This is a genomic window from Rhodococcus sp. OK611, from assembly GCF_003050885.1.
GTDB lineage: Bacteria > Actinomycetota > Actinomycetes > Mycobacteriales > Mycobacteriaceae > Rhodococcus_G > Rhodococcus_G oryzae.
Map to the genome: position 1 here is coordinate 121,440 of NZ_QAOZ01000011.1, position 21,153 is coordinate 142,592.

18 protein-coding genes, 1 other RNA gene and 1 riboswitch are annotated in these 21,153 nt (G+C 70.1%); of the genes, 9 read left to right on the forward strand and 10 right to left on the reverse strand.

Features of this window, described 5'->3' with window-relative positions:
* Positions 1 to 53: 53 nt before the first annotated feature.
* Complete coding sequence (locus C8K38_RS15305; RefSeq protein WP_097212114.1) at positions 54 to 815, reverse strand: MgtC/SapB family protein; 762 nt, start codon at positions 813 to 815, stop codon at positions 54 to 56.
* Positions 816 to 1,107: 292 nt separating this feature from the next.
* A riboswitch (M-box (ykoK) riboswitch) is annotated at positions 1,108 to 1,281 on the reverse strand.
* Between the two features lie 161 nt (positions 1,282 to 1,442).
* Between C8K38_RS15305 and C8K38_RS15310 the strand changes: the two genes are divergently transcribed.
* Entirely contained in the window at positions 1,443 to 2,543 is a 1,101-nt protein-coding gene (locus C8K38_RS15310; RefSeq protein WP_097212214.1) for a serine hydrolase domain-containing protein, read from the forward strand.
* Positions 2,544 to 2,549: 6 nt separating this feature from the next.
* Here C8K38_RS15310 and C8K38_RS15315 read toward each other — a convergent pair whose 3' ends face one another.
* Genes C8K38_RS15315 through C8K38_RS15325 form a run of 3 tightly spaced genes read right to left on the reverse strand, consistent with a single transcriptional unit; the run spans position 2,550 to position 8,541 of the window.
* Positions 2,550 to 5,564: a bifunctional [glutamine synthetase] adenylyltransferase/[glutamine synthetase]-adenylyl-L-tyrosine phosphorylase gene (locus C8K38_RS15315; RefSeq protein ID WP_097212113.1), complete on the reverse strand. Its 3,015-nt coding sequence runs from the start codon at positions 5,562 to 5,564 to the stop codon at positions 2,550 to 2,552.
* A gap of 6 nt (positions 5,565 to 5,570) precedes the next feature.
* Positions 5,571 to 6,911, reverse strand: coding sequence for a type I glutamate--ammonia ligase (gene glnA, locus C8K38_RS15320; protein WP_097212112.1), 1,341 nt, complete (start codon positions 6,909 to 6,911; stop codon positions 5,571 to 5,573).
* A 55-nt stretch (positions 6,912 to 6,966) separates the two neighbouring features.
* Positions 6,967 to 8,541 carry an alpha/beta hydrolase gene (locus tag C8K38_RS15325; RefSeq protein WP_097212111.1) on the reverse strand — a complete coding sequence of 525 codons (1,575 nt, stop codon included), beginning with the start codon at positions 8,539 to 8,541 and terminating at the stop codon, positions 6,967 to 6,969.
* A 136-nt stretch (positions 8,542 to 8,677) separates the two neighbouring features.
* Here C8K38_RS15325 and C8K38_RS15330 point away from each other — a divergent pair, with 136 nt between their 5' ends.
* The 5 genes from C8K38_RS15330 to C8K38_RS15350 all read left to right on the forward strand — a co-directional run bounded on the left by C8K38_RS15330 (position 8,678) and on the right by C8K38_RS15350 (position 13,029).
* The gene (locus tag C8K38_RS15330; RefSeq protein WP_097212110.1) at positions 8,678 to 9,550 is read left to right on the forward strand and encodes a DUF559 domain-containing protein; all 873 of its coding nucleotides are present in this window, start codon (positions 8,678 to 8,680) and stop codon (positions 9,548 to 9,550) included.
* 172 nt (positions 9,551 to 9,722) lie between these two features.
* Positions 9,723 to 10,571: a 3-methyl-2-oxobutanoate hydroxymethyltransferase gene (panB, locus tag C8K38_RS15335; RefSeq protein WP_097212109.1), complete on the forward strand. Its 849-nt coding sequence runs from the start codon at positions 9,723 to 9,725 to the stop codon at positions 10,569 to 10,571.
* A 134-nt stretch (positions 10,572 to 10,705) separates the two neighbouring features.
* Positions 10,706 to 11,146: a hypothetical protein gene (locus tag C8K38_RS15340; RefSeq protein WP_097212108.1), complete on the forward strand. Its 441-nt coding sequence runs from the start codon at positions 10,706 to 10,708 to the stop codon at positions 11,144 to 11,146.
* Positions 11,143 to 12,108: a prolyl aminopeptidase gene (pip, locus tag C8K38_RS15345; protein WP_373560257.1), complete on the forward strand. Its 966-nt coding sequence runs from the start codon at positions 11,143 to 11,145 to the stop codon at positions 12,106 to 12,108. The genes C8K38_RS15340 and pip overlap by 4 nt, the downstream gene beginning before the upstream one ends.
* A gap of 48 nt (positions 12,109 to 12,156) precedes the next feature.
* A complete protein-coding gene (locus tag C8K38_RS15350) occupies positions 12,157 to 13,029 on the forward strand; it encodes a CHAD domain-containing protein (protein WP_097212106.1) in 873 nt (290 codons plus the stop codon).
* On the opposite strand, the gene C8K38_RS15355 is transcribed toward C8K38_RS15350, so the two are convergent.
* From C8K38_RS15355 to rnpB, 4 genes are all read right to left on the reverse strand, one after another.
* Complete coding sequence (locus C8K38_RS15355) at positions 13,013 to 14,425, reverse strand: RNB domain-containing ribonuclease (RefSeq protein ID WP_097212105.1); 1,413 nt, start codon at positions 14,423 to 14,425, stop codon at positions 13,013 to 13,015. The two genes, C8K38_RS15350 and C8K38_RS15355, sit on opposite strands and share 17 nt — an antisense overlap.
* A gap of 46 nt (positions 14,426 to 14,471) precedes the next feature.
* Entirely contained in the window at positions 14,472 to 14,660 is a 189-nt protein-coding gene (locus tag C8K38_RS15360; RefSeq protein ID WP_077041980.1) for a hypothetical protein, read from the reverse strand.
* 297 nt (positions 14,661 to 14,957) lie between these two features.
* Complete coding sequence (locus tag C8K38_RS15365; RefSeq protein WP_097212104.1) at positions 14,958 to 15,731, reverse strand: potassium channel family protein; 774 nt, start codon at positions 15,729 to 15,731, stop codon at positions 14,958 to 14,960.
* A 46-nt stretch (positions 15,732 to 15,777) separates the two neighbouring features.
* Positions 15,778 to 16,193: RNase P RNA component class A (rnpB, locus tag C8K38_RS15370), an RNA gene on the reverse strand.
* An 86-nt stretch (positions 16,194 to 16,279) separates the two neighbouring features.
* Here rnpB and C8K38_RS15375 point away from each other — a divergent pair.
* Together C8K38_RS15375 and C8K38_RS15380 are read left to right on the forward strand one after the other, a co-directional pair.
* Complete coding sequence (locus C8K38_RS15375; RefSeq protein WP_097212103.1) at positions 16,280 to 16,804, forward strand: DUF1697 domain-containing protein; 525 nt, start codon at positions 16,280 to 16,282, stop codon at positions 16,802 to 16,804.
* Positions 16,805 to 16,827: 23 nt separating this feature from the next.
* A complete protein-coding gene (locus C8K38_RS15380) occupies positions 16,828 to 18,060 on the forward strand; it encodes an SLC13 family permease (RefSeq protein ID WP_097212102.1) in 1,233 nt (410 codons plus the stop codon).
* Between the two features lie 19 nt (positions 18,061 to 18,079).
* Here C8K38_RS15380 and C8K38_RS15385 read toward each other — a convergent pair whose 3' ends face one another.
* Positions 18,080 to 18,904, reverse strand: coding sequence for an SDR family oxidoreductase (locus tag C8K38_RS15385; RefSeq protein ID WP_097212101.1), 825 nt, complete (start codon positions 18,902 to 18,904; stop codon positions 18,080 to 18,082).
* A gap of 97 nt (positions 18,905 to 19,001) precedes the next feature.
* Between C8K38_RS15385 and C8K38_RS15390 the strand changes: the two genes are divergently transcribed.
* The gene (locus tag C8K38_RS15390) at positions 19,002 to 19,472 is read left to right on the forward strand and encodes a MarR family winged helix-turn-helix transcriptional regulator (RefSeq protein WP_209926669.1); all 471 of its coding nucleotides are present in this window, start codon (positions 19,002 to 19,004) and stop codon (positions 19,470 to 19,472) included.
* Between the two features lie 85 nt (positions 19,473 to 19,557).
* Here C8K38_RS15390 and C8K38_RS15395 read toward each other — a convergent pair whose 3' ends face one another.
* On the reverse strand, positions 19,558 to 20,952 hold the full coding sequence (locus tag C8K38_RS15395; RefSeq protein ID WP_097212100.1) for a dicarboxylate/amino acid:cation symporter: 1,395 nt from the start codon (positions 20,950 to 20,952) through the stop codon (positions 19,558 to 19,560).
* Positions 20,953 to 21,153 lie beyond the last annotated feature (201 nt).

A 21,153-nucleotide genomic window follows, 5' to 3' on the forward strand; every position in this document is an offset into this window, starting at 1 on the left:
ATGTGGACAATCGTCCGAGTTCCAGCGGCGTTTCGCCGAGTGTGCACCTACCGTCACGTCGGCCGAGAGCGGGCGACGGCAGCTGCACACTCGGCGGCGGGCCGAGCGCAGCGAGAGTCGGTCTCCACCGACCAGCGCACGTGGGTCACCAGCGGCTCCATGCTGAGCCGGCTGACCGCGCTCTCGAGCAGCCGGTCGTCCCGTTCGTCGGCCGTCAGCTCCGCCAGCACCGTCACCTCGCCGGTCTCGGGCAGATCGAACGAGCGCACGGATCGCAGCCGGAACTCCGGGCGCGAGACCGACTGCACGGCGAGCCCGCGGACGTGGGCCTCGGCGTCGTCGCGGCACGTCACCTCGAAGACGTATTCCGCCGCAGGCATCTCACGCCCCTTGGTGGCCGGCTGATGATCCATCAACCTGCCGAGCGGGCGCAGCAGCGTGTTCGCCGTCATGATCGCCACCGTGCCGATCACCGCGGCCCAGTACATCCCGCCGCCTGCCAGCGCACCGATCGCCGCCGTCGCCCACAGCGTCGCCGCCGTGTTCAGCCGGGTGATCGAGGCGCCCTGCTTCATGATCACGCCCGCCCCGAGGAAGCCGATGCCCGAAACGATCTGTGCGGCAACGCGGGTCGGGTCCGCTCCCGGACCGTCGAAGCTGTAGGCGCCCAGGATCACGAAGAGCGTCGCCCCCAGACTGACCAATGCGTTGGTCCGGAGCCCTGCCAGGCGGGACCGCCACTGTCGCTCGATCCCGACCGCAGCGCCCAGTGCGAGGCCGAGCACCACGCGCAGGATGATCACCGTCGTATCCATCGCCAACTCCTAGTTCCCTTGCGCGCAGCGCAGGGTTACCCCGCGACATCGAATGCCGCGGGTTCGAACGCGACGCCGAGGTCGCGAGGGGAAGGACCGAGGTGGGCGAGACCAGTCGCCTCAGCGACCACCGTCGGCCGAAACATGTTGCGTCAAAACTCCACTGGGCGGGTCGTCCACGGTGGTCACCTCCTCCTGCGTCTGGCTGCCGCGAACGGATGGGCACCGCCGCGGTGGAACCTGCGAGCACACGAGGTCGAATCCACCATCATCCGACATGGATTCCGACGATCTGACACCTCCACGTAAGGGCTTTGACACTGCACGACGTATCCCGGATCACGCCGGGAAGCCACTTCGGATCACCCCTTAATCCGGGGAGATCTGTCCTAACCTTGGGCGTCTCTCGACGTCGTCAGATCAGTGGCCTGTGTTCGTGCAGGAGCCTCGCCTAACGAGGTGCTGCGATTTCCACCGTAGGCGCGATGTCCGGGAGCGGCAACCCGCCCACGACGCCAACACCGACGCCGATCCGGTCACCGCGGCCACTCCCCCGACCGAAGATCAGGGCACAGATCAGGGGCAACCCCGATGACACCGATCGGCCCCGTCCGTACGGTCATCGACATGCGACACCAGAAGCCGGCGCTCGCCACCGCCATCGCCGCGATCGCCCTACTCCTCAGCGGCTGTGTGGATTTCGAGCGCACCCGCACCCTGCAGAACGACCTCGACGGGTTGACGGGCGCGGGGGTCGTCGGCGCGGTGACGACCGTGAGCGCCAACCGCACCACCACGGTCCTGACGAGCGGTGTCGGCGACCGCTCGACCGGCGCCGAGATCGCCGACGACAGTCGGGTCCGAGTGGGCAGCATCACCAAGACCTTCACGTCCGCGATCATCATGCAACTCGTGGCGGAGGGAAAAGTCGATCTCGACCGCGCCATCGACGGCTACCTGCCCGGTGTGATCGCGGGCGCGGGCGGGGACGGCACGGCGATCACCGTCCGACAGCTCATGCAGCATCGCAGCGGGCTGCCCGAGTTCGCGGGCGAGCCGGGGGCGGACGAACTGGTCGCCGCGAACGAGAACCGCACGATCACCCCGGCCCAGGCGGTGGCGATCGCGATGGCCAAACCGGCACAGTTCCCGCCGGGATCCCGATTCCTCTACACCAACACCAACTACATCGTTCTCGGCATGCTGATCGAGGCGGTGACCCGGCACAGTTACACCGACGAGCTCACCACCCGCATCCTCGGCCCGCAGGGCCTCGAGGACACCTACCTTCCCGGGCCCGGCGAGCGCGCGATCCGGGGCCCGCACCCGTCCGGATACCAGGACGTCGACGGCGTCGTGACCGACGTCTCGATGATCGAACCCTCGGTCCCGTGGTCGGCGGGTGCCCTGGTCTCCACCGGCCGCGACCTCAACAGGTTCTGGCTCGCCCTGCTGGACGGGAAGGTGGTTCCCCGTGCGCAGTTGGACGAGATGACGAAGGCACTACCCGCCGCCTCCGAGGCCGAGGGTATGGGTTACGGCCTCGGCGTCGGATCCACCGACCTGCCGTGCGGGGTCAGGTACGTCGGCCACACCGGCGGAATCCCCGGCTACTACACCCTGTCCGGCGCGAGCACCGAGGGCCGTGCGGTGACCATCACCCTCACCCAGATCCCGACCCAGCAGACCGACAGCGAGGCCCTGCTCTCGCACGCGCTCTGCCCGTGAGCCCGGTCAGGCGCCGAAGGTGTGCTCCACCACGGCCTTCGCCCGGCGCGTGACGCGCAGGTAGTTGTCCAGGAACTCCCCGGCGTCGCCGGAGTTCCAGCCGGCGACCTGCGCGACCGCGGACAGCACCCGGCCCGGTCCCGGCAGCTGATCGGTTGGCTTGCCGCGCACCAGGACCAGGGCGTTGCGGGCCTTGGTCGCCGTGAGCCAGGCCTCGCGCAGCAGCTCGATGTCCGTCTCGCTCATCAGTTCCGCCGCGCCGATCGCATCCAGCGTCTGGAGCGTCGAGGTGTTGTGCAGGGCGGGCACGTCGTGGGCGTGCCGGAGCTGGATCAGCTGCACCGTCCACTCCACATCGGCCAGGCCGCCGCGTCCGAGCTTGGTGTGGGTGGCCGGGTCGGCGCCGCGCGGCAATCGCTCGGAGTCGACCCTGGCCTTGATCCGCCGGATCTCGCGGACCGCCTGCTCGGAGACCCCGCCCTCCGGGTACCGGGTCTCGTCGATCATGTGCAGGAACCGCACAGCCAGGTCCGGGTCCCCCGCGGCGGTGTGTGCGCGCAGCAGCGCCTGGATCTCCCAGGCCTGCGCCCACTGTCGGTAGTATGCCTCGTACGACGCCAACGTCCGCACCAGCGGACCGTTGCGGCCCTCGGGGCGCAGGCCGGTGTCCACCTCGAGTGGCGGGTCCGTGCTCGGCGCGCCGAGCAGCTTCTGCACCCGATCGGCGATGCTGTTGGCCCACTTGACCGCCCGGACCTCGTCCTCGCCTGGCCTGGGTTCGCAGACGAACAGCACGTCCGCATCCGAGCCGTAGCCGAGCTCCCCACCGCCGAGCCTGCCCATCCCGATCACCGCGAACGACGCGGGCACAGGCCCACCCAGCTCGGCCTCGCTGGCCCGGATCACCGAGTCCAGCGCGGCACCGAGCACGGCCGCCCACACCGAGGACAGGGCGCGGCACACCTGCGGGACATCGAGCATTCCAAGCACGTCGGCCGACGCCACCCGCGCCAGCTCGTGCCTGCGCAGCGAGCGGGCGGCATTGACCGCGCGCACGGGATCGTCGTAACGCGCAGAGGAGGACAGGATCCCGCGGGCGACCTCGTCCGGGTCGATGTCGAGCAGTCGGGGTCCGGTCGGCCCGTCGGCGAACAGCCGCAGCACGTCCGGCGCCTTGATCAGCAGGTCCGGGATGTACGCGGACGACCCGAGCACGATCATCAGGCGCTGGGCCACCGCGCCCTCGTCGCGCAGGACCCGCAGGAACCAGTCCTGTTCGACCATGGCCTCGGAAAGCCTGCGGTAGGCGAGCAATCCGGCGTCGGGATCCGGTGTGTCGCTGAGCCATTCGAGCAAGGTCGGCAGCAGCAGGGCCTGGATCCGCCCCTTCCGGGATGCGCCGCCGGTCAGCGCCTTCAGGTGACCGAGGGCGTTCTCGGGCGCGGTGTAGCCGAGGGCGGCGAGCTGACGCGTCGCCGCGTCCGGACTCAACCGGATCGCGTCCTTGTCCAGCCGGGCAACCGATTCCAGCAGCGGGCGGTAGAAGAGCTTGGCGTGCAGGCGACGGATCCGATGCGCATTGCGCTTGACCTCGGCGTTGAGCACGCCGAGCGCGTCCCGCTGGCCGTCCGGACGCATGTGCGCGGCGCGGGCGAGCCAGCGCAGCGCCTCCTCGTCGTGCGCGGGCGGCAGCGTGTGCGTGCGCTTGAGCTTCTGCAGCTGCAGCCGGTGCTCGATCAACCGCAGGAATTCGTACGACGCAGCGAGATTCGCGGCGTCGTCGCGCCCGACGTAGCCGCCGGCCGCGAGCGCGGTCAGCGCGTCGACGGTGCTCTTCACGTGCAGCGACTCGTCCGCACGCCCGTGCACCAGCTGCAACAACTGCACGGCGAACTCGACGTCGCGCAGACTGCCGCGGCCGAGCTTGATCTCCCGCTCACGCAGCTCCGGCGGCACCATCTCCTCGACCCGGCGGCGCATGGCCTGCAGGTCGACGACGAAGTCCTCCCGCTCGGAGGCCATCCACACCATCGGGCTCAGCGCGTCGACATAGCGTTCGCCCAGCTCGAGGTCGCCGGTCGCCGGTCGTGCCTTGAGCAGCGCCTGGAACTCCCAGGTCTTGGCCCAGCGCTTGTAGTACGCGATGTGCGAGTCGAGGGTGCGCACCAGCTCGCCGCGCTTGCCCTCCGGCCGCAGCGCCGCATCCACCTCGAAGAAGGCGGCCGAGCCCACCCGCATCAGCTCGCCCGCGAGCCGGCTGGTGGACGCGTCCGAGGGCTCCGCGACGAACACCACGTCGACGTCGCTGACGTAGTTCAGTTCGCGCGCACCGCATTTGCCCATCGCGATCACGGCGAGACGGGCCGGGCACGGCCCGTCGGGGTAGATCTCGGCGACCGCGACCGCGAGCGCCCCGGTGAGCGCGGCGTCGGCCATGTCGGAGAGCTGGCGCCCGACCGTCTGATACGGCAACACCGGCTCGTTCTCCACGGTGGCCGCCAGGTCGGAGGCCGCCAGCACCATCAGCTGGTCGCGGTAGGTCTTGCGCAGCGCGGCGATCGCGGCCGGGCCTGTGATCCCCGCCCGGTACACCAGGTTGGTCTCGGACGCGCTGTCGTCCGGGGTGGCCTTGACGCCGGCCAGCAGCTCGTCGGTGAGCTCGTCCCGGCTCGGCAGCCGGGCCTCCCCCGCCAGCAGCTTCCACCCGGACGGGTCGGCCACGAGGTGGTCACCGAACGCGCTCGACGCGCCGATCAGTCCGAACAGCCTGCCCCGCAGGGCCGTATCGGTGCGGAGTTCGGCGTCGAGCTCCGCCCAACCGTCCCCGAGACCGTCCTTGACGCGAACCAGGGTGCGCAAGGCCAGGTCGGCATTCGCGGCGCGCGAGAGCGCCCAGAGCAGCTCCAGGCTCTCCGGGTTGGCCCAGTCGAGATGGGCGAGCTCCTCCCCGGCGGTCGGCTCGACGAGGCCGAGACGGCCGACGCTGGGGATGGTGGAACGGGCGGTAGGCGGCTTGACCATCGGTGCTTACAGACCCAGGTAGGTCTTGATCTCGAACGGGGTCACCTGGCTGCGATATTCCTCCCACTCACGCCTCTTGTTGCGCAGGAAGAAATCGAACACGTGCTCGCCGAGTGCCTCGGCCACCAGCTCCGAGCGCTCCATCTCGCGCAGCGCGGTGTCGAGGCTGCTGGGCAGCTCCTTGTAACCCATCGCCCGGCGCTCCGCGGAGGTCAGCGACCAGACGTCGTCCTCGGCCTCGGGCGGCAACTCGTAGCCCTTCTCGATGCCACGGAGTCCGGCGGCGAGCAGCACCGCGAAGGTGAGATACGGGTTGCAGGCCGAGTCTGGGCTGCGGATCTCGACGCGGCGCGAGGACGCCTTGTTCGGCGTGTACATCGGCACCCGGATCAGGGCCGAGCGGTTCGACGGACCCCAGGACGCGGCGGTCGGTGCCTCGCCGCCGTGGATCAGCCGCTTGTAGGAGTTCACCCACTGGTTGGTCACCGCACTGATCTCGTTGGCGTGTTCGAGGATGCCCGCGATGAACGCCTTGCCGGTGTCCGAGAGCTGCATCGGGTCGTCCGGGTTGTGGAAGGCGTTGTTCTCGCCCTCGAACAGGCTCATGTGGGTGTGCATGGCCGAGCCGGCCTGATCGCTGAACGGCTTGGGCATGAAGGTCGCGCGCACACCCTCGTTGATCGCGACCTCCTTCACGATGTAGCGGAAGGTCATCACGTTGTCGGCCATCGACAGCGCGTCGGCGTAGCGCAGGTCGATCTCCTGCTGCCCGGGCGCGGCCTCGTGGTGGCTGAACTCGACGGAGATGCCCATCGACTCGAGCGCGTCGATGGCGTGCCTGCGGAAGTTCGGCGCGGAGTCGTGCACGGCCTGGTCGAAGTAGCCGCCGCTGTCGGCGGGCACCGGCGGGGTGCCGTCGGCGGGGCCGTTCTCGAGCAGGAAGAACTCGATCTCGGGGTGCACGTAGCAGCTGAACCCGAGGTCGCTCGCCTTGCTGAGCTGCCTGCGCAGCACGTGCCGCGGGTCGGCCCAGGACGGCGTCCCGTCCGGCATCGCGATGTCGCAGAACATGCGCGCGGAGTGCTGCGCGCCGTCCTTGTGCGCCCACGGCAAGATCTGGAAGGTCGACGGGTCCGGCTTGGCGACGGTGTCCGCCTCCGAGACCCGGGAGAAACCCTCGATGGCCGAGCCGTCGAACCCGATGCCCTCGCTGAAGGCACCCTCGAGTTCGGCCGGGGCGATCGCCACCGACTTCAGGTAGCCGAGCACATCGGTGAACCACAGTCGGACAAAACGGATGTCGCGCTCTTCGAGGGTGCGAAGCACGAATTCCTTTTGGCGATCCATGTCCGCGAGAGTAGGCAAAGTCCGTTAAATCTGTGTTACATCGTGAAATCGGTTACTAACACGTGAGGTCGGGCTGGGGTTCTGTCAGCTCCGTGAGGTACTCGACGACGGGGTCGTCGACGCAGGAGACGCCACTCATCGCGACCGTGTGCTGGGTCCCCCTGTACGTGATCAGGGAGGCCCCGAGCTGCTTGGCCAGCTCCACTCCCGCCTGGTACGGCGTGGCGGGATCCTCGGTCGTCGAGATCACGACGAGGTGCGGCAGACCGGGGGCATCGATCGTGTGCGGGCTCCCGGAGCTGGGCACCGGCCAGAAGGCGCAGGTGTCGAGCGGGGCATTGCCCGTGCCCCGGCCGTCGTCGAGGAACGGCGCTGCCCGTCGGAACTCGGTGTCCGCCGCGCCTGCCTCGGCCCGGTCGGTGACCGGCGGGTCGTCGACGCACCGCACCGCGTTGAACACGTCCTCGATGTTGCTGTAGCTGCCGTCCTCCTGGCGACCCTCGTACGTGTCGGCCAGCTGCAGGAGGGTGTCGCCGTGGCCATCGGCCAGGGAGCTGAGCCCGCCGCGGAGCATCCCCCACAGGTTCTGCGAGTACAGCGCCTGCTGAACCCCGGTGATTGCGTCCCGGTAGCCGAGGCCCCTGGGGTCTGTGGTGTCCGCGGGCTTGTCGACCAGCGGATCGACCAGCTCCTTGAACCGCGCGCTAAACCGGGCCGGGTCGGTGCCGAGCGGGCAGTCGTCCGACTGCGCGCAGTCCGCCGCGAACGCGTCGAACGCCTTCTGGAAGCCCGCCGCCTGCAGCACCACCTCCTGGACCTGGTCCTGGTTCGGGTCAAGCGCGCCGTCGAGCACCATCGCGCGCACGTTCGCGGGGAATGTCTCGGCGTAGCTCGAGCCGAGCCGGGTGCCGTAGGAGTACCCGAGATAGCTCAGCTTCTCGTCGCCGAGCACCGACCGGATCACGTCCATGTCCCGGACCACCTCGCGGGTGCCGACGTGCTCGAGGAACTCGGCGCCGGTCCGCTCGGCGCACTTGCGCGCATAGTCGGCGTTCTTCGCCTCGGTCCGGGCGATCCCCTCCGGGCTCATGTCCACGCCGGGATCCGCGCGCTGCGCGTCGGTCTCCGGCGGCGTCAGGCAGCGGACCTGCGGCGTCGACGCGCCGATCCCGCGCGGGTCGAACCCGATCACGTCGAACCGGTCGCCCAACGCGGTGCCCCCGCCGTCGGTCGCCATCGCCAGGCCGGAGGCGCCGGGCCCGCCAGGGTTGACCAGGACGGACCCGATCTTCGGGCCGGTCGCCTGGCTCCGGGAGATCGCGATCTTCGCGGTGTCCCCTGTCGGGTCCGCGTAGTCCACCGGCACGGTGATCTCGGCGCACTCGAGGCTGCTGGCCAGCGGCATCCCGTCGGTGCTGTAGCCCTCGCAGGACTCCCACTGCGGGGTCTGCGTGTAGAACTCCTCCAGGCCCGCCGGGACCGCGCCCGCCCCAGGGGCGAAGTCGCCCGCGGTCCGGCCTGCCGCCTCGCCCTTGGCGGCCCCGTCGACCACGCTCCCGCATCCGGCGGCCATGGCTGCGACGAGCGCTCCCACGGCCAGTACGACAGGGACTCGGCGCAATATCGGCATGCCATCGATGGTGCCACGGGCCGGCGGACCCCCGGCCCGGCCCTGATCCGGCAGGGTTTTGCCCGCTGCGCGGGCGAATCACTGCCGGATCCGACATTCGACGGAACCGATCGACTCGGCGCGCGTCGAACACTGCATGACGTCGACTCGACTGAACGCGATCATGGCCCGCCAGGATGGTGTGATCACCCTCGGCCAGGCCCGTGCGACCGGGATGAGCGAGTCCGCGGTGAGCCGTCGTGTAACGACAGGTCAGTGGCGTCGACTCCGTCGCGGCGTGTTCCTCCGCGCGGACAACCCGTTGACCCATGCAGCGGCGCTGCGCGCGGCGGTCTACGGGTCGGGCCCCGACGCCGTCGCATACGGTCCGAGCGCCGCGTGGTGGCACGGCCTCACCGAGGTACCGCCGACCAGGCACTGGGTGACCGTCCCGCGTGGGCGCCCCGCGTCGCCCGACCCTGCCATCCGGATGCGCCGCCGCGACCTGGGGTGGGAGGACATCGGGACCTTTCGGGGCCTCGGTGCGACCGAGCTGCCATTGACTGCGTTGGAGGCGGCGGTCGAACTCCGGAACGGATCAACCCTTCTCGATCGCGTCCTACAGCGGCACACGTCGCTGCCCATCCTGATCGCTGTGCACGAGCGAAACCGCGGTCGGGCCGGCACCTCGGAGGCGGACCGACTGCTCCGGTCGGCCGGGGAGGGCGGCCACTCCGAGGCGGAGCGGATCCTGCACCGCCTCCTCCGTTCGGCGGGGTTCACCGGGTGGGCCGCGCATGTGTGGGACCACGGGTTCGAGATCGACGTGGCGTTCGTGCGCAGACGCGTCGCGATCGAGGTGGACGGGTGGGCCTGGCACCGCGATCCCGCGAGGTTCAATCGAGACGCCGAGCGCCAGAACATCCTGGTCAATGCCGGCTGGCACGTGCTGCGCTTCACCTGGCACCGGCTCACCCTCGACCAGGAGGGCGTGCTGGCCGAGATCCGGACCGCCCTCGCCCGTCACTGACGCGATCCGGCTGAGTTCCGCCCGCCATCCGGGCGAATCCCTGCCGGATCCGATGTGACCAATTGCACGTCACCGCCTGTTCTCGGGGGGGTCGGCCGGTGGCAGACTGAGCTACGTCATCACCCACAACCCGGGGACCCGCACTGGGCCTCGAGGCACGAAAGGGACACTGATGTCCGATAACACTGCGCCCTACGGTTCCGCGCCCGCTCAGCCGGCCGCCAAACGAACCAAGATCCGCACCCACCACCTGCAGACCATGAAGGCCGAGGGCGAGCGCTGGGCGATGCTCACCGCCTACGACTACTCGACCGCGCGGCTCTTCGAGGAGGCCGGCATCCCGGTACTCCTGGTCGGCGACTCCGCCGCGAATGTCGTCTACGGCTACGACACGACGGTGCCGATCACCATCGACGAGCTGATCCCGCTGGTTCGCGGCGTGGTCCGCGGCGCCCCGAACGCCCTCGTCGTCGCCGACCTGCCGTTCGGCAGCTACGAGTCCTCCCCTGAGCAGGCACTGGCCACCGCCACCCGGTTCATGAAGGAGGGCCAGGCGCACGCGGTCAAGCTCGAGGGCGGCGAGCGCGTCGCCCCGCAGATCGCCGCGATCACCGCCGCCGGCATCCCGGTGATGGCGCACATCGGGTTCACCCCGCAGTCCGTGAACAGCCTCGGCGGCTTCCGCGTGCAGGGCCGCGGCGACGGCGCCGAGCAGCTCGTCGCCGACGCCATCGCCGTACAGGAGGCAGGCGCGTTCTCCGTGGTCATGGAGATGGTGCCCGCCGAGATCGCAGGGCAGGTCACCCGGAAGCTGACGATCCCGACCGTCGGCATCGGCGCGGGCGCCGAATGCGATGCGCAGGTGCTGGTCTGGCAGGACATGGCCGGGTACACCAGCGGCAAGACCGCCAAGTTCGTCAAGAAGTTCGCCGCCGTCGGCGACGATCTGCGCGGCGCGGCGGCCGCCTACGCCGCCGAGGTCCGGTCCGGCACCTTCCCCGCCGAGGAACACAGCTTCTGACGCCGGTTTCACGCGCGACGACGATCCGCCCTCTCGCGGGGCGGGTTGTCGTCGCGCGATGGCACACTCGATGACAACGGCGCGCGGGTATCCCGTGCGCCGTCACACACTTCACCGAAAGACAGGGTGCCTACATGTTCCATCGTCGTTTCGCGGCCGCCGTCGCCGGAGCCGCCGCGGTCGTCGCACTCGCGGGCGGCTGCGCCACCGAGAACGCCCCTGCACCGGCCCCCGCACCGAGCGGCGGCACGGGCGCCCTGCCCAACACCTCGGTCGCCCCGGCGCCCGGTGGCCCGGTCGCGGGCGGCGTCACCCAGGCGCAGGCCGCCCAGCTGTGCTCGGACATGCAGGCGCAGCTGCAGAGCTGGCGCACTTACACCCCGACCATCGGCAAGGGCGGGCTGAACACGGTCGTCGGCACCTGGGCCGCCCAGAACGGCATCAATGTCATCGAGCTGATGGGCAACAAGGCCCGGATCGACGCGATCACCCAGGCGCAGTGCCCGGATGTGCGCGCCGACGCCATCGAATCGTTGCGGATCCCGGACCTGGCATCGGGACTGATCGGGTTCTGACACCGATGCGGGACCTGTACCCCGAGATCGAGCCGCACCGCGCCGGGCACCTCGACGTCGGCGACGGGCAGCGCATCTACTGGGAGGTCAGCGGCAACCCCGCAGGCAAGCCCGTCGTGTTCCTGCACGGCGGGCCCGGCGGCGGCACCACCGCCGACCACCGCCGGTTCTTCGACCCCGACGCCTACCAGATCGTGCTGTTCGATCAGCGCGGCTGTGGGCGTTCGACCCCACACGTCGCCGACGGGGCGGACCTGTCGGTGAACACCACGGAGCACCTCATCGCCGACATCGAGGCGCTGCGCACCTATCTCGGGGTGCAGCGCTGGCAGGTCTTCGGTGGTTCCTGGGGTTCGACGCTGGCGTTGGCCTACGCGCAGGCCAAACCGGATCGGGTCACCGAGCTGGTGCTGCGCGGGGTGTTCCTGCTGCGCCGCAGCGAGATCGACTGGTACTACAACGGCGGCGCGAGCGCGATCTACCCCGACCTGTGGGAAGGCTTCCTCGCTCCGGTGCCCGAGGCCGAGCGGGGCGGCGACCTCGTCGAGGCCTACCACCGCCTGCTGCACTCCCCCGACGACGACGTCGCGCTGGCGGCCGCCGTCGCCTGGTCCACCTGGGAGGGTGCCACCAGTTCGCTGCTGCCCCGGCCCGCACGGGTCGAGGAGAGCGCGGAGCCGCGCTTCGCGCTGGCGTTCGCGCGGATCGAGAACCACTACTTCCGCAACCACGGATTCCTCGCGGAGGGCCAGCTGCTCCGCGACATCGCCGCGATCGAGACCATCCCGGCGGTGATCGTGCAGGGCCGGTACGACGTGGTCTGCCCGGCGACCAGCGCGTGGGCCCTGCACCGGGCCTGGCCGTCGGCCCGGCTGGTGATCGTCGACGACGCAGGGCACGCCGCGAACGAGCCGGGGATCGCCCACCACCTGGTCGAGGCGACCGACGCCTTTCGCGGCTGACGCCCGAATCTCTCGACAGCGACGGACGAGGGCGGGTAAACCTGAGGTATGGGCAAGGGGCGCACACCGGACGGGACCGCTGCCGTGCTGGCGGCGTTACGCGATCACGCCGACGAACTGGACTCTCGCGCCGACGAGGTGCGCCGCGACGAATTCGACTCGGTGCACCAGATGCGGGTGTCGACGCGGCGCCTTCGGAGCGTGCTCGGCAGCTACCAGTCGCTGTTCCCGGACGGCGCCACCGACGGCGTGCGGGCCGAACTCCGATGGCTGGGTACGGTTCTCGGCAATGCCAGGGACGCCGAGGTGATGGCCGAGCAGTTTCGCGACCTCCTCGACTCGCAGCCGCCCGAACTGGTGCGCGGGCCGGTCCGCCATCGCCTGGTGGCGACGAACGAGCTCGCCTACCGCGACGCGCACATCGAGGCGGTTGCCGCGCTCGACGACACTCGCTACGAGGCGCTGCTGGCCTCGCTGGACGCCCTGCTCGCGGCGCCCCCGTACCGAACCGACGCGGTCCGATTCGGGCTACACCGCGCCCGTCGCAAGTTACGCAAGGCCGCGCGGAAGGCGGGACTCACCGCACGGGACACCGGCGAACCGACACCGGAGCGCCTGCACACGGTCCGCAAGCGCGCCAAGGCGCTCCGGTACGCGGCCGAGGCGGCCGCATCCACCCGTCCCTCGCCCGTGCGGGCGGGTAAGGCGGCCAAGAAGCTGCAGACCGTGCTCGGCGACCACCACGACTCCGTGGTCGCGCGGGCCCGGCTCCTGGCCGCGGCCGACCTGGCCCGCGGCGCGGGCGAGGACACCTTCACCTACGGCGTGCTGACCGCCATCGAGGCCGACCAGGTCCGACGCGCCGTGCCGCAGTCACGAAAGCTGGTGCGCAAGATCAGGTCTGCTAGCCGGAAGCTGTAGCCGGGTAGCCGAACTTCACCGTCCGCGCGGTGACGTCGGCCTGAACCAGCCGCACGGACACCGCCTCGCCCTCCGGCGGATCGCCGAGGCACTTGCCGATCACCGTCGCCTGCGGCGCGAATACCTCGGCCTCCCGCTTGCCGTCCACCCCGCGCAGCACCACCGCGTCGAACACCTCGCCCTCGCGGCCGGCGAGCAGGGTGGCCTCCGTGAGGTCCACGCAGGCCCGATCGACCTTGTTGGCCAACGTGTCCGATCCCCGCATCAGATCCGACAGGGAGGGTAGGGCGTCGCGAACCCATTGCGGCACCGGCGTTCCCGCGCAGATCGCCAGGCACACCTCGGTGCTGAACCGGTCCGAGAGGCGCCGCAGCGGCGCCGTCACGTGCGCGTACGGGGCGCCGATCCCGGAATGCGTGACCAGCTCCGGGACCTCGCCGTCGAACGCGGCGTAGCCCGCTCCGCGCAGCAGCGAGGTCGCCTCGGTCATCATCACCAGCGTCGCGGGCGTGTTCGCTTCCAGGCCCGCGAGGAACTCACCGACCGGGACCTGCGACGGCCAGTCCATGCCGAGGGCGGTCGCGGCCCTGCGCAGTGCCGCGACCGCGCCGGGCGCCGGGGCGGGCAGGGTGCGCAGCAGTCCGATGCCTGCGTCGATCATCAGCTTCGCCGCACACATCCCGGTCAGCAGCGACACCTCCGCGTTCCAGTCGTCGGCCTCGGTGCGCGGCTGCAGCTCGAGCCGCCAGCCGTCGCCGTCGCCGACCACCTCCTGCTCGGGCAGCTTGAGCTCGATCGCGCCGCGGTCGATCGCGGAGGCGAGCCGCAGCTTGCCGAACTCGGGCAGCGCCGCGATCGAGGGATGCAACGAGCCGGACTCCGAATCCGACTGCACCCCTGCGTAGTCGAACCGCGCGACCGAACGCACCAGGGCACGGGAGACCGCTACCGAGACCGGCTCCGCCCGCTCGTCGAGCTCGATCCGCCACAGCGCGGCAGGCCGCACCAGATCGGGCAGCAGGCTGGCCGCGCCCTCGGACATCACCCGCGGGTGCAGCGGCAACGACCCGTCCGGCAGATAGAAGGTCTGGCCGCGCCGCCGGACCTCTGCGTCCAGGTCGCCGCCGGGGACCACGACGGCCGCGACGTCGGCTATCGCGTAGTGCAGGACGAACCCGGTGGGCGTGCGCTCGAGGTGCACGGCCTGGTCGAGATCCATGGACGTCGGCGGGTCGATGGTGACCAGCGCCAGGTCGGTGCGGTCCGCGCGCTCGGCCGCGTATCGGTCGACCGCGGACTCCGCCTCGGCGATGGCCCTCGGGGGGAAGTCGGCGGTCAGCGAGAAGTCGGTCCGGATGGCACCGAAGTCGATCCCGCGGGCAGAGATACGCGTCATCACAATTGCCGAGCGTAGTGGCTCGGCTCGTCCGCGCAGCCGACCGTCAGTTGTTCCAGTCGTCCTCGGCCTTGTCGGCGGCCTTGTTGCGCTCCGCGGCGATCTCCAACGCCCGCGCGGCGGTCTCGCGATCGGGATAGGGACCCATCCGGTCGAGCCCGCGGGCGTCCTTGCCCTGACGCACCGAACCGTCCGACACGCAGTAGTACCAGAGGTGCTCTTCGTCCTCGCTCATGTCTTCAGTGTGCCCGGTTCCCGGCACCCTCACCATCCGAACCGCCGCCTCGAAATCTTTTCGGCCCGTTCGCTTGAGGACTGCACGCAAGCATGAGACTCTTACGCGCGGCAGGGTACGGCGTGTCACATCCACCGCACCCGTATCCCAGGATTCGAGAGTTTCCGCGCTGCACCGCCTCAACCCGTATGAAATGGAGAATCACCCGCATGGCCCCCATGTCTTACCTGCTCTACGATGCCCTCCTCCCGCATCTCGGAGCCGACGCCGCCGAGCACTGGGCGACGACCCTGGTCGTCAACCCGATCTAAGGTCGGACGTCGACAAAGATGCCCTCGCCGATTCGGCGGGGGCATCTTTTTGTGCGCTCGCCGCCCCGGCCTGCTCCGCCAGCCTCCGATTGAGGTCCGCGATTTGCGCGGTGAGCCGGTGGATCTCGTCGCTGGTGTGCTTCGCCCCGTCCTCCTGGGCCGCGGCGACCCGTTCGACGAACCACGAGGCCAGCGACGCGGTGACGACACCGAGCAGCGCGACGCCGCCGAGCATCAGCCCGAACGCGATCAGTCGGCCCTCCGCCGTCGTCGGGTACCGGTCTCCGTAGCCGACGGTGGTCACCGTTGTCACCCCCCACCAGAGCGCGTCCCCGAACCCGGTGATGTTCGCGTCGGGATTGGCTCGTTCGGCGTCGAGGACCGCGAGGGCGGCGCAGAACACCAACAGCGCAGTGCCGCCAACCACGTACGCCCCGACCCTGCCCCGGAACGATCCGGCCATGCTGCGGCTGAGCGCTGCGAGCACCACCACCAGCCGAAGCGGACGCAACAGCGGGAGCAGCAGCGCCACCAGTTCGAAGAGGTTGGCCCGGACGAAGGGCCACTTCTCGCGAGCCCGCACGAGTCGGTCCCCGTAGTCGAGCGCGAAGGCCGCCCAGGTGACGATCATCGCGACGTCGCAGAGGAGCCGGATTCCCGGCGCCAGGTCCACCACCAGGATCGGGAGGGCATAGGCCGCCAGGAAGGCGAGCGATGCGACCGTGAGAAGGGTGTCCCTGGATGACTTGAGCAATGTCATCGGCAGAGAGTAGCGACTGCCGGCTTATACATTCTCGATAAGCGGGCGGACGAGTTGGTCTGTAAGCCGGATCCTGTCCCCGGCGCCGAGGCGCCGGGTGGCGACCATCCATCTGGGCACACCGTTGCCGGGTACCTCGAGCGGTCCACCCGCAGGCTCGGGCGAGCAGCCCTCGAACACCTGCGCAGCCGCACCTTCGAGAAGGTGCGGCCTTCGACCTTGCTCCGGGCGGGGTTTACCTAGCCACCCCAGTCACCTGGGGTGCTGGTGCGCTCTTACCGCACCGTTTCACCCTCACCGACGCTCACGCGCCGGCGGTCTGTTTTCTGTGGCACTGTCCCGCGGGTCACCCCGGGTTGCCGTTAGCAACCGCCCTGCTCTGTGGAGTCCGGACTTTCCTCGGCTCTGGGCCTGCGCGCGCGAGCGCACGGTTCCCCGAGCCGCGGTCGCCCGACCAACTCGTCCGCCGCTACAGACTACTGCCTGCCGCGCACACCTCCGACACTCGAACGCTTGTTTGACCGGCGTCGACTGTCTACGGTCTAGCCATGGCCAGATACATCGCGTTGCTGCGGGGCATCAATGTCGGCGGGATCAACATCAAGATGGCGGACCTCAAGGACGCGATCTCGAGCCTCGGTTTCGACAACGTCAAGACCGTATTGGCCTCGGGCAATGTGCTTTTCGACTCCGACCGCGCGGACCGCGGGGCGATCAAGTCCGATATCGAGGCCTGCCTGCGGGAGAGGTTCGGCTACGACGCCTGGATCGTCCTGGTGGACCACCAGAGCCTGGCCGCGATCGTCGAGGGCTTCCCGTTCGAGGCCGACCGGGACGGGTGGCACCCGTACGTGCTGCTGTCCTCGGACCCGGCGTCGCTGGACGACATGTTCGCCGCCGCACAGTCTCTCGCGCTCGGCGACGAGGCGGTCGCGCTCGGCGACGGCGTTCTGTACTGGCACGTCGAACGAGGCGAGACGCTGCAGAGCCCGTTCGGAAAGCTCAGCGCCAAGGCCAAGTACAAGTCGACGACCACCAACCGGAACCTGCGCACGCTGCGCAAGCTGTTGTGACGGTCGGCTGAGGCACCCGCCGAATGGTCTGGCTTGTCGGCGCCCTCGTCGCCCTGGTGCTGGCCGCCGCGATCCTCCGTCCGCACGGACTGCCCGAGGTGGCCGTCGCCGCGCCCGCCGCCGTGATCGTGGTGGCCGTCGGGGCGGTCACCCCGGCACAGGCGCTGGCGGAGGTGCGCACGCTCGGTCCGACCGTGGCGTTCCTCGCCGCGATCCTCGTGCTCGCCCACCTCGCGGACGCGAGCGGCGTGTTCACCTGGACCGCGTCGGTCCTGCGGCGAGGTTCCCGGGGTCGCCCGAAGCGGCTGCTGGGGCTGGCATTCGCCGCCTGCGCGATCACCACCGCTGTGTTGAGCCTGGACGCCACGGTGGTACTGCTGACGCCCGCGATCCTGGCGACCGCGACGAGGATGGGCATCTCGGCGCGCCCGGTGAACTATGCCGCGGCGCACCTGGCCAACTCGGCATCGACGTTGTTGCCGGTCTCGAACCTGACGAACCTGCTGGCCTTCTCGGCGACCGGCCTCGGGTTCCTCCACTTCGCCTCCCTGATGGCACTGCCGTGGGTCGTCGCGATCGCGGTGGAACTCGCCGTGTTCCGGCTCTTCTTCGCGCGCGACCTCGCCGCGCCGCCAGAACCGGCCCCGACGCCGGCGCGGATCGTGCCGCCGCCGCGCTGGGCCCTGACGGTCCTTGGTCTTACCCTCTTGGGCTTCGCGCTGTCCGGCCTCGTCGGGGTGGCCCCGGCGTGGATCGCGGTCGCCGGGGCTGTCCTGCTCGGCGTGCCCGCACTGAAGGAGGGGCGCACCAGGCCGCGGTCGATGCTCGCCGCGGCCGATCCCTACTTTGCGGTTTTCGTCCTCGCGCTGGGGATCCTCGTCGCCCCACTGACCGACGGGGCGGTCGGCGACCGGGTCGGAGACCTACTGCCGCATTCGGAGTCGTTCACCGCCCTGCTCCTGACGGCGTCGGTGGCCGCGCTCGCCGCCAACCTGGTCAACAACCTGCCGGCCACCCTCCTGATGATCGGCGCCCTCGGGCCCGGCGCACCGACCGGGCTGCTCTTGGCGATGCTGATCGGGGTGAACCTCGGGCCGAACCTGACCTACACCGGTTCCCTGGCAACGCTGCTGTGGCGCCGGGTCGCGACGCGCTGTGGGCAGCCGCCGACGCTGGGCACCTTCACCGCGCTCGGCGTGATCAGCACACCCCTGACCATTGTCGGCGCCGTCGCCGCGCTCTGGCTGGCGCTCTGACAGGGCAGGTCCGGCCGGATCAGCCTGCGGCGAACTCGGCCGCGTGGTCCTGCGCCCACGTCGTGAAGCTGCGAGGTCCGTGGCCGGTGAGGACCCGGACGTGGTCCGTGAGCTCGACGGGCGTGCCGTCGCTGGACCGCCACCACTTCAGGAGCGCATCGGCGTAGTCCGCGGGGACGTGCTCGGCCATCTCGGCCTTCCAGGCGTCACCGGTCACGTGGTTGACGGCGATGGGCGTGCCGATGACTCGGGCGAGGACCTCGATCTGGTCGGCGAACGTGACGGATTCGGCACCGGAGAGGGTATACGCGCGACCGGCGAGGCCGGGATCGGTGAGCACGGCCAGCGCGGCTTCGGCGACGTCCTCCTCGTGGATCGGGTCGTTGTGGGCGCCGGGATACGGCAGGCTCACCGGACTGCCGGACCTGATTGGCCACGCCCAGGCCTGCGCGTTGCCTGCGAACGCGCCGGGCCGGAGCAGCGTCGTGCGGATCGGCGACGCCAGCAGGGCGGTCTCCACGTCGAGGTGGGACCTGGCCATGACGTCGGTGGCGGCGTCCGGCGCGAGAACGGACGACGAGGACAGCAGCACGATGTGCTCGACGCCCGCCGCCGTCGCCGCGGCGATGAAGGCCTCGATCTGCGCGGCCGCGGCGTAGAGGAAGACCGAGGTCACCCCGTCCAGCGCGGCGGCGAAGTCGGCCGGATCGGTCAGGTCGCAGCGGATCGTGGACGGGTCCTGCGGGTTGCTGGAGGCCGCGCGATACGGCAGCCCCCTGGCGTCGAGGAGGGCGATGAGGCGCTGGGCGACGGCGCCTCGGCTGCCGGTGACGAGGATCGTCATGAGGTTCCCTTCACTGGAGTATTCTGTGTGCACTACACAGATTCTGCGTGACGCATTCTCTGCGCCACGCAGATAAATTTAGGCAGGGAGGTCCCCGGTGTCAACCCGTACGGAATTGTTGGAAAAGATCGCCGTCGACAGCCAGCGGCACTACGCCGACTACATGCGGTTCAACCAGGCGATGGCGGATCATCTCGGCCTGCATCCCACCGACCTGCAGTGCGTCGCACTGCTCGACGTCGAGCCGGGACCGGTGAGCACCGGCGAGATCGCCAGGCTGACCGGGCTGACCTCGGGATCGGCGACCCGCCTGGTCGACCGCATGGCCAAGGCCGGACTCGTGGAACGTCACGCCGACCCGCAGGACCGCCGCAAGTCCCTGGTCACGCTTGCCCCCGAGGCCAGGGCGCGGATCGGCGCGGCGTGGGACGTGCCGGGGAAGGCCTTCGGCGCAGTCCTGGAGACCTACCGCGACGACGAGCTGGCGGTCATCGCCGACTACCTGAACCGCGCTGGGGCCGTCGGGCGGGCACAGGCGGAACGCCTCACCGGGCAGGACGCGTCCTGACGCGGTCCCCCGAGAACACGAAGCGCCCCGCCTCCGCACAAGGGAGACGGGGCGCTTCGGATCGGGGACAGCTCCCGGGGTCCGGTCAGACGGTCACGCTTGCCTTTTCCACGGCAGGCGGCAGCTCGGGGTCCTCGTCGGCGAACGGGTCGCCGTTGCGGGGCGCGTTGTAGAGCTCCTCGTCGAGGATCCCCTCCCGCTTGGCGACGATGGTCGGAACCAGCGCCTGCCCGGTGACGTTGAGCGCGGTCCGACCCATGTCGACGATCGGCTCGACGGCCAGCAACAGCCCGACACCCGCGAGCGGGAGCCCCAGGGTGGACAGGGTCAGCGTGAGCATCACGGTGGCGCCGGTGGTGCCCGCGGTGGCGGCCGAACCGATCACCGAGACCACGACGATCAGCAGGTAGTCCGTCAGGCTCAGGTCGATGCCGTAGAACTGGGCCACGAAGATCGCGGCGATGGCCGGGTAGATCGCGGCGCAGCCGTCCATCTTGGTGGTCGCGCCGAGCGGCACCGCGAACGACGCGTACTCACGCGGCACGCCCAGGTTGCGCTCGGTGACCCGCTCGGTCAGCGGCAGGGTCCCGATCGAGGAGCGCGACACGAAGCCGAGCTGAGTGGCCGGCCACACCCCGGAGAAGAACTGCTTGACCGAGAGCCCGTGCGCGCGAACGATAATCGGGTACACGACGAAGAACACGATCGCCAGGCCGATGTAGACGGCCAACGTGAACACGCCCAGCTGACCGATCGCGTCCCACCCGTAGGTGGCCACGGCCTTCGCGATCAGCGCGGCGGTGCCGATCGGGGCGAGGCGGATGATCCACCAGAGCACCTTCTGCACGATCGCGAGCAGCGAGGCGTTCAGTTCCAGGAACGGCTCGGCCTTCTTGCCCACCTTGAGCGCCGCGATCCCGACCGCGATCGCGATGACCAGCAGCTGCAGGACGTTGAAGCTCAGGGACGTGGTCGCGACACCGGCGTCCGTGACCGTCGTCTTCGCGCCGAGGGCGAGGAAGTTCTGCGGCACCAGGCCGGTCAGGAACGCCCACCAGGAGCCGGACCCCTTCGGGACCCCTGCGTCGTCGGGATTGACGGACGTGTTCGCGCCGGGCTGGGTGATCAGCCCGACCGCGATGCCGATCAGCACCGCGATGAACGCGGTGATCGCGAACCACAGCAGCGTCTGGACGGCGAGGCGGGCGGCATTGGCCACCTGGCGGAGATTGGCGATGGAGCTGACGATCGCCGTGAAGACCAGCGGAATCACCGCGACGGTCAGCAGCGCGACGTAGCTCGAACCGATGGTCGTGACGGTGCTGGTCAGCCAGTTGGGACTGCCGTCGTCGGCGAGGGGCATCGAGCGGGCCAGCAGACCGATGAGGACGCCCGCGATCAGGCCGACGACGATCTGGGGACCGAAGGAGGTTGCCCAGCCGGGCAGGCGCCTGGTGCGGGCGAGGGTGGGGGCCGACATGTGACGGACCTTTCGTGATGGGTGCGCAGCAGCAGGCACGCTCGTGCGAGCGTGGGTGCGCGGGGAGTGCTGACGGACGCCGGGCCCGGGACAGAGGTCGACCGGGTGGCGGGAATGGATGGGTCAGCGCATACAGACAGCGCTCGCCTGCAGACAGTTGTCGACATACCGTCGACTGGTCAGCAGCGAGTTCACCCGGAG

Excerpts from the sequence above, each read along its gene's own strand:
- C8K38_RS15305 (WP_097212114.1), bottom strand. The coding sequence starts at position 815 with ATGGATACGACGGTGATCATCCTGCGCGTGGTGCTCGGCCTCGCACTG.
- C8K38_RS15310 (WP_097212214.1), top strand. The coding sequence starts at position 1,443 with ATGCGACACCAGAAGCCGGCGCTCGCCACCGCCATCGCCGCGATCGCC.
- C8K38_RS15315 (WP_097212113.1), bottom strand. The coding sequence starts at position 5,564 with ATGGTCAAGCCGCCTACCGCCCGTTCCACCATCCCCAGCGTCGGCCGT.
- glnA (WP_097212112.1), bottom strand. The coding sequence starts at position 6,911 with ATGGATCGCCAAAAGGAATTCGTGCTTCGCACCCTCGAAGAGCGCGAC.
- C8K38_RS15325 (WP_097212111.1), bottom strand. The coding sequence starts at position 8,541 with ATGCCGATATTGCGCCGAGTCCCTGTCGTACTGGCCGTGGGAGCGCTC.
- C8K38_RS15330 (WP_097212110.1), top strand. The coding sequence starts at position 8,678 with ATGACGTCGACTCGACTGAACGCGATCATGGCCCGCCAGGATGGTGTG.
- panB (WP_097212109.1), top strand. The coding sequence starts at position 9,723 with ATGTCCGATAACACTGCGCCCTACGGTTCCGCGCCCGCTCAGCCGGCC.
- C8K38_RS15340 (WP_097212108.1), top strand. The coding sequence starts at position 10,706 with ATGTTCCATCGTCGTTTCGCGGCCGCCGTCGCCGGAGCCGCCGCGGTC.
- C8K38_RS15350 (WP_097212106.1), top strand. The coding sequence starts at position 12,157 with ATGGGCAAGGGGCGCACACCGGACGGGACCGCTGCCGTGCTGGCGGCG.
- C8K38_RS15355 (WP_097212105.1), bottom strand. The coding sequence starts at position 14,425 with ATGACGCGTATCTCTGCCCGCGGGATCGACTTCGGTGCCATCCGGACC.
- C8K38_RS15360 (WP_077041980.1), bottom strand. The coding sequence starts at position 14,660 with ATGAGCGAGGACGAAGAGCACCTCTGGTACTACTGCGTGTCGGACGGT.
- C8K38_RS15365 (WP_097212104.1), bottom strand. The coding sequence starts at position 15,731 with ATGACATTGCTCAAGTCATCCAGGGACACCCTTCTCACGGTCGCATCG.
- C8K38_RS15375 (WP_097212103.1), top strand. The coding sequence starts at position 16,280 with ATGGCCAGATACATCGCGTTGCTGCGGGGCATCAATGTCGGCGGGATC.
- C8K38_RS15380 (WP_097212102.1), top strand. The coding sequence starts at position 16,828 with ATGGTCTGGCTTGTCGGCGCCCTCGTCGCCCTGGTGCTGGCCGCCGCG.
- C8K38_RS15385 (WP_097212101.1), bottom strand. The coding sequence starts at position 18,904 with ATGACGATCCTCGTCACCGGCAGCCGAGGCGCCGTCGCCCAGCGCCTC.
- C8K38_RS15395 (WP_097212100.1), bottom strand. The coding sequence starts at position 20,952 with ATGTCGGCCCCCACCCTCGCCCGCACCAGGCGCCTGCCCGGCTGGGCA.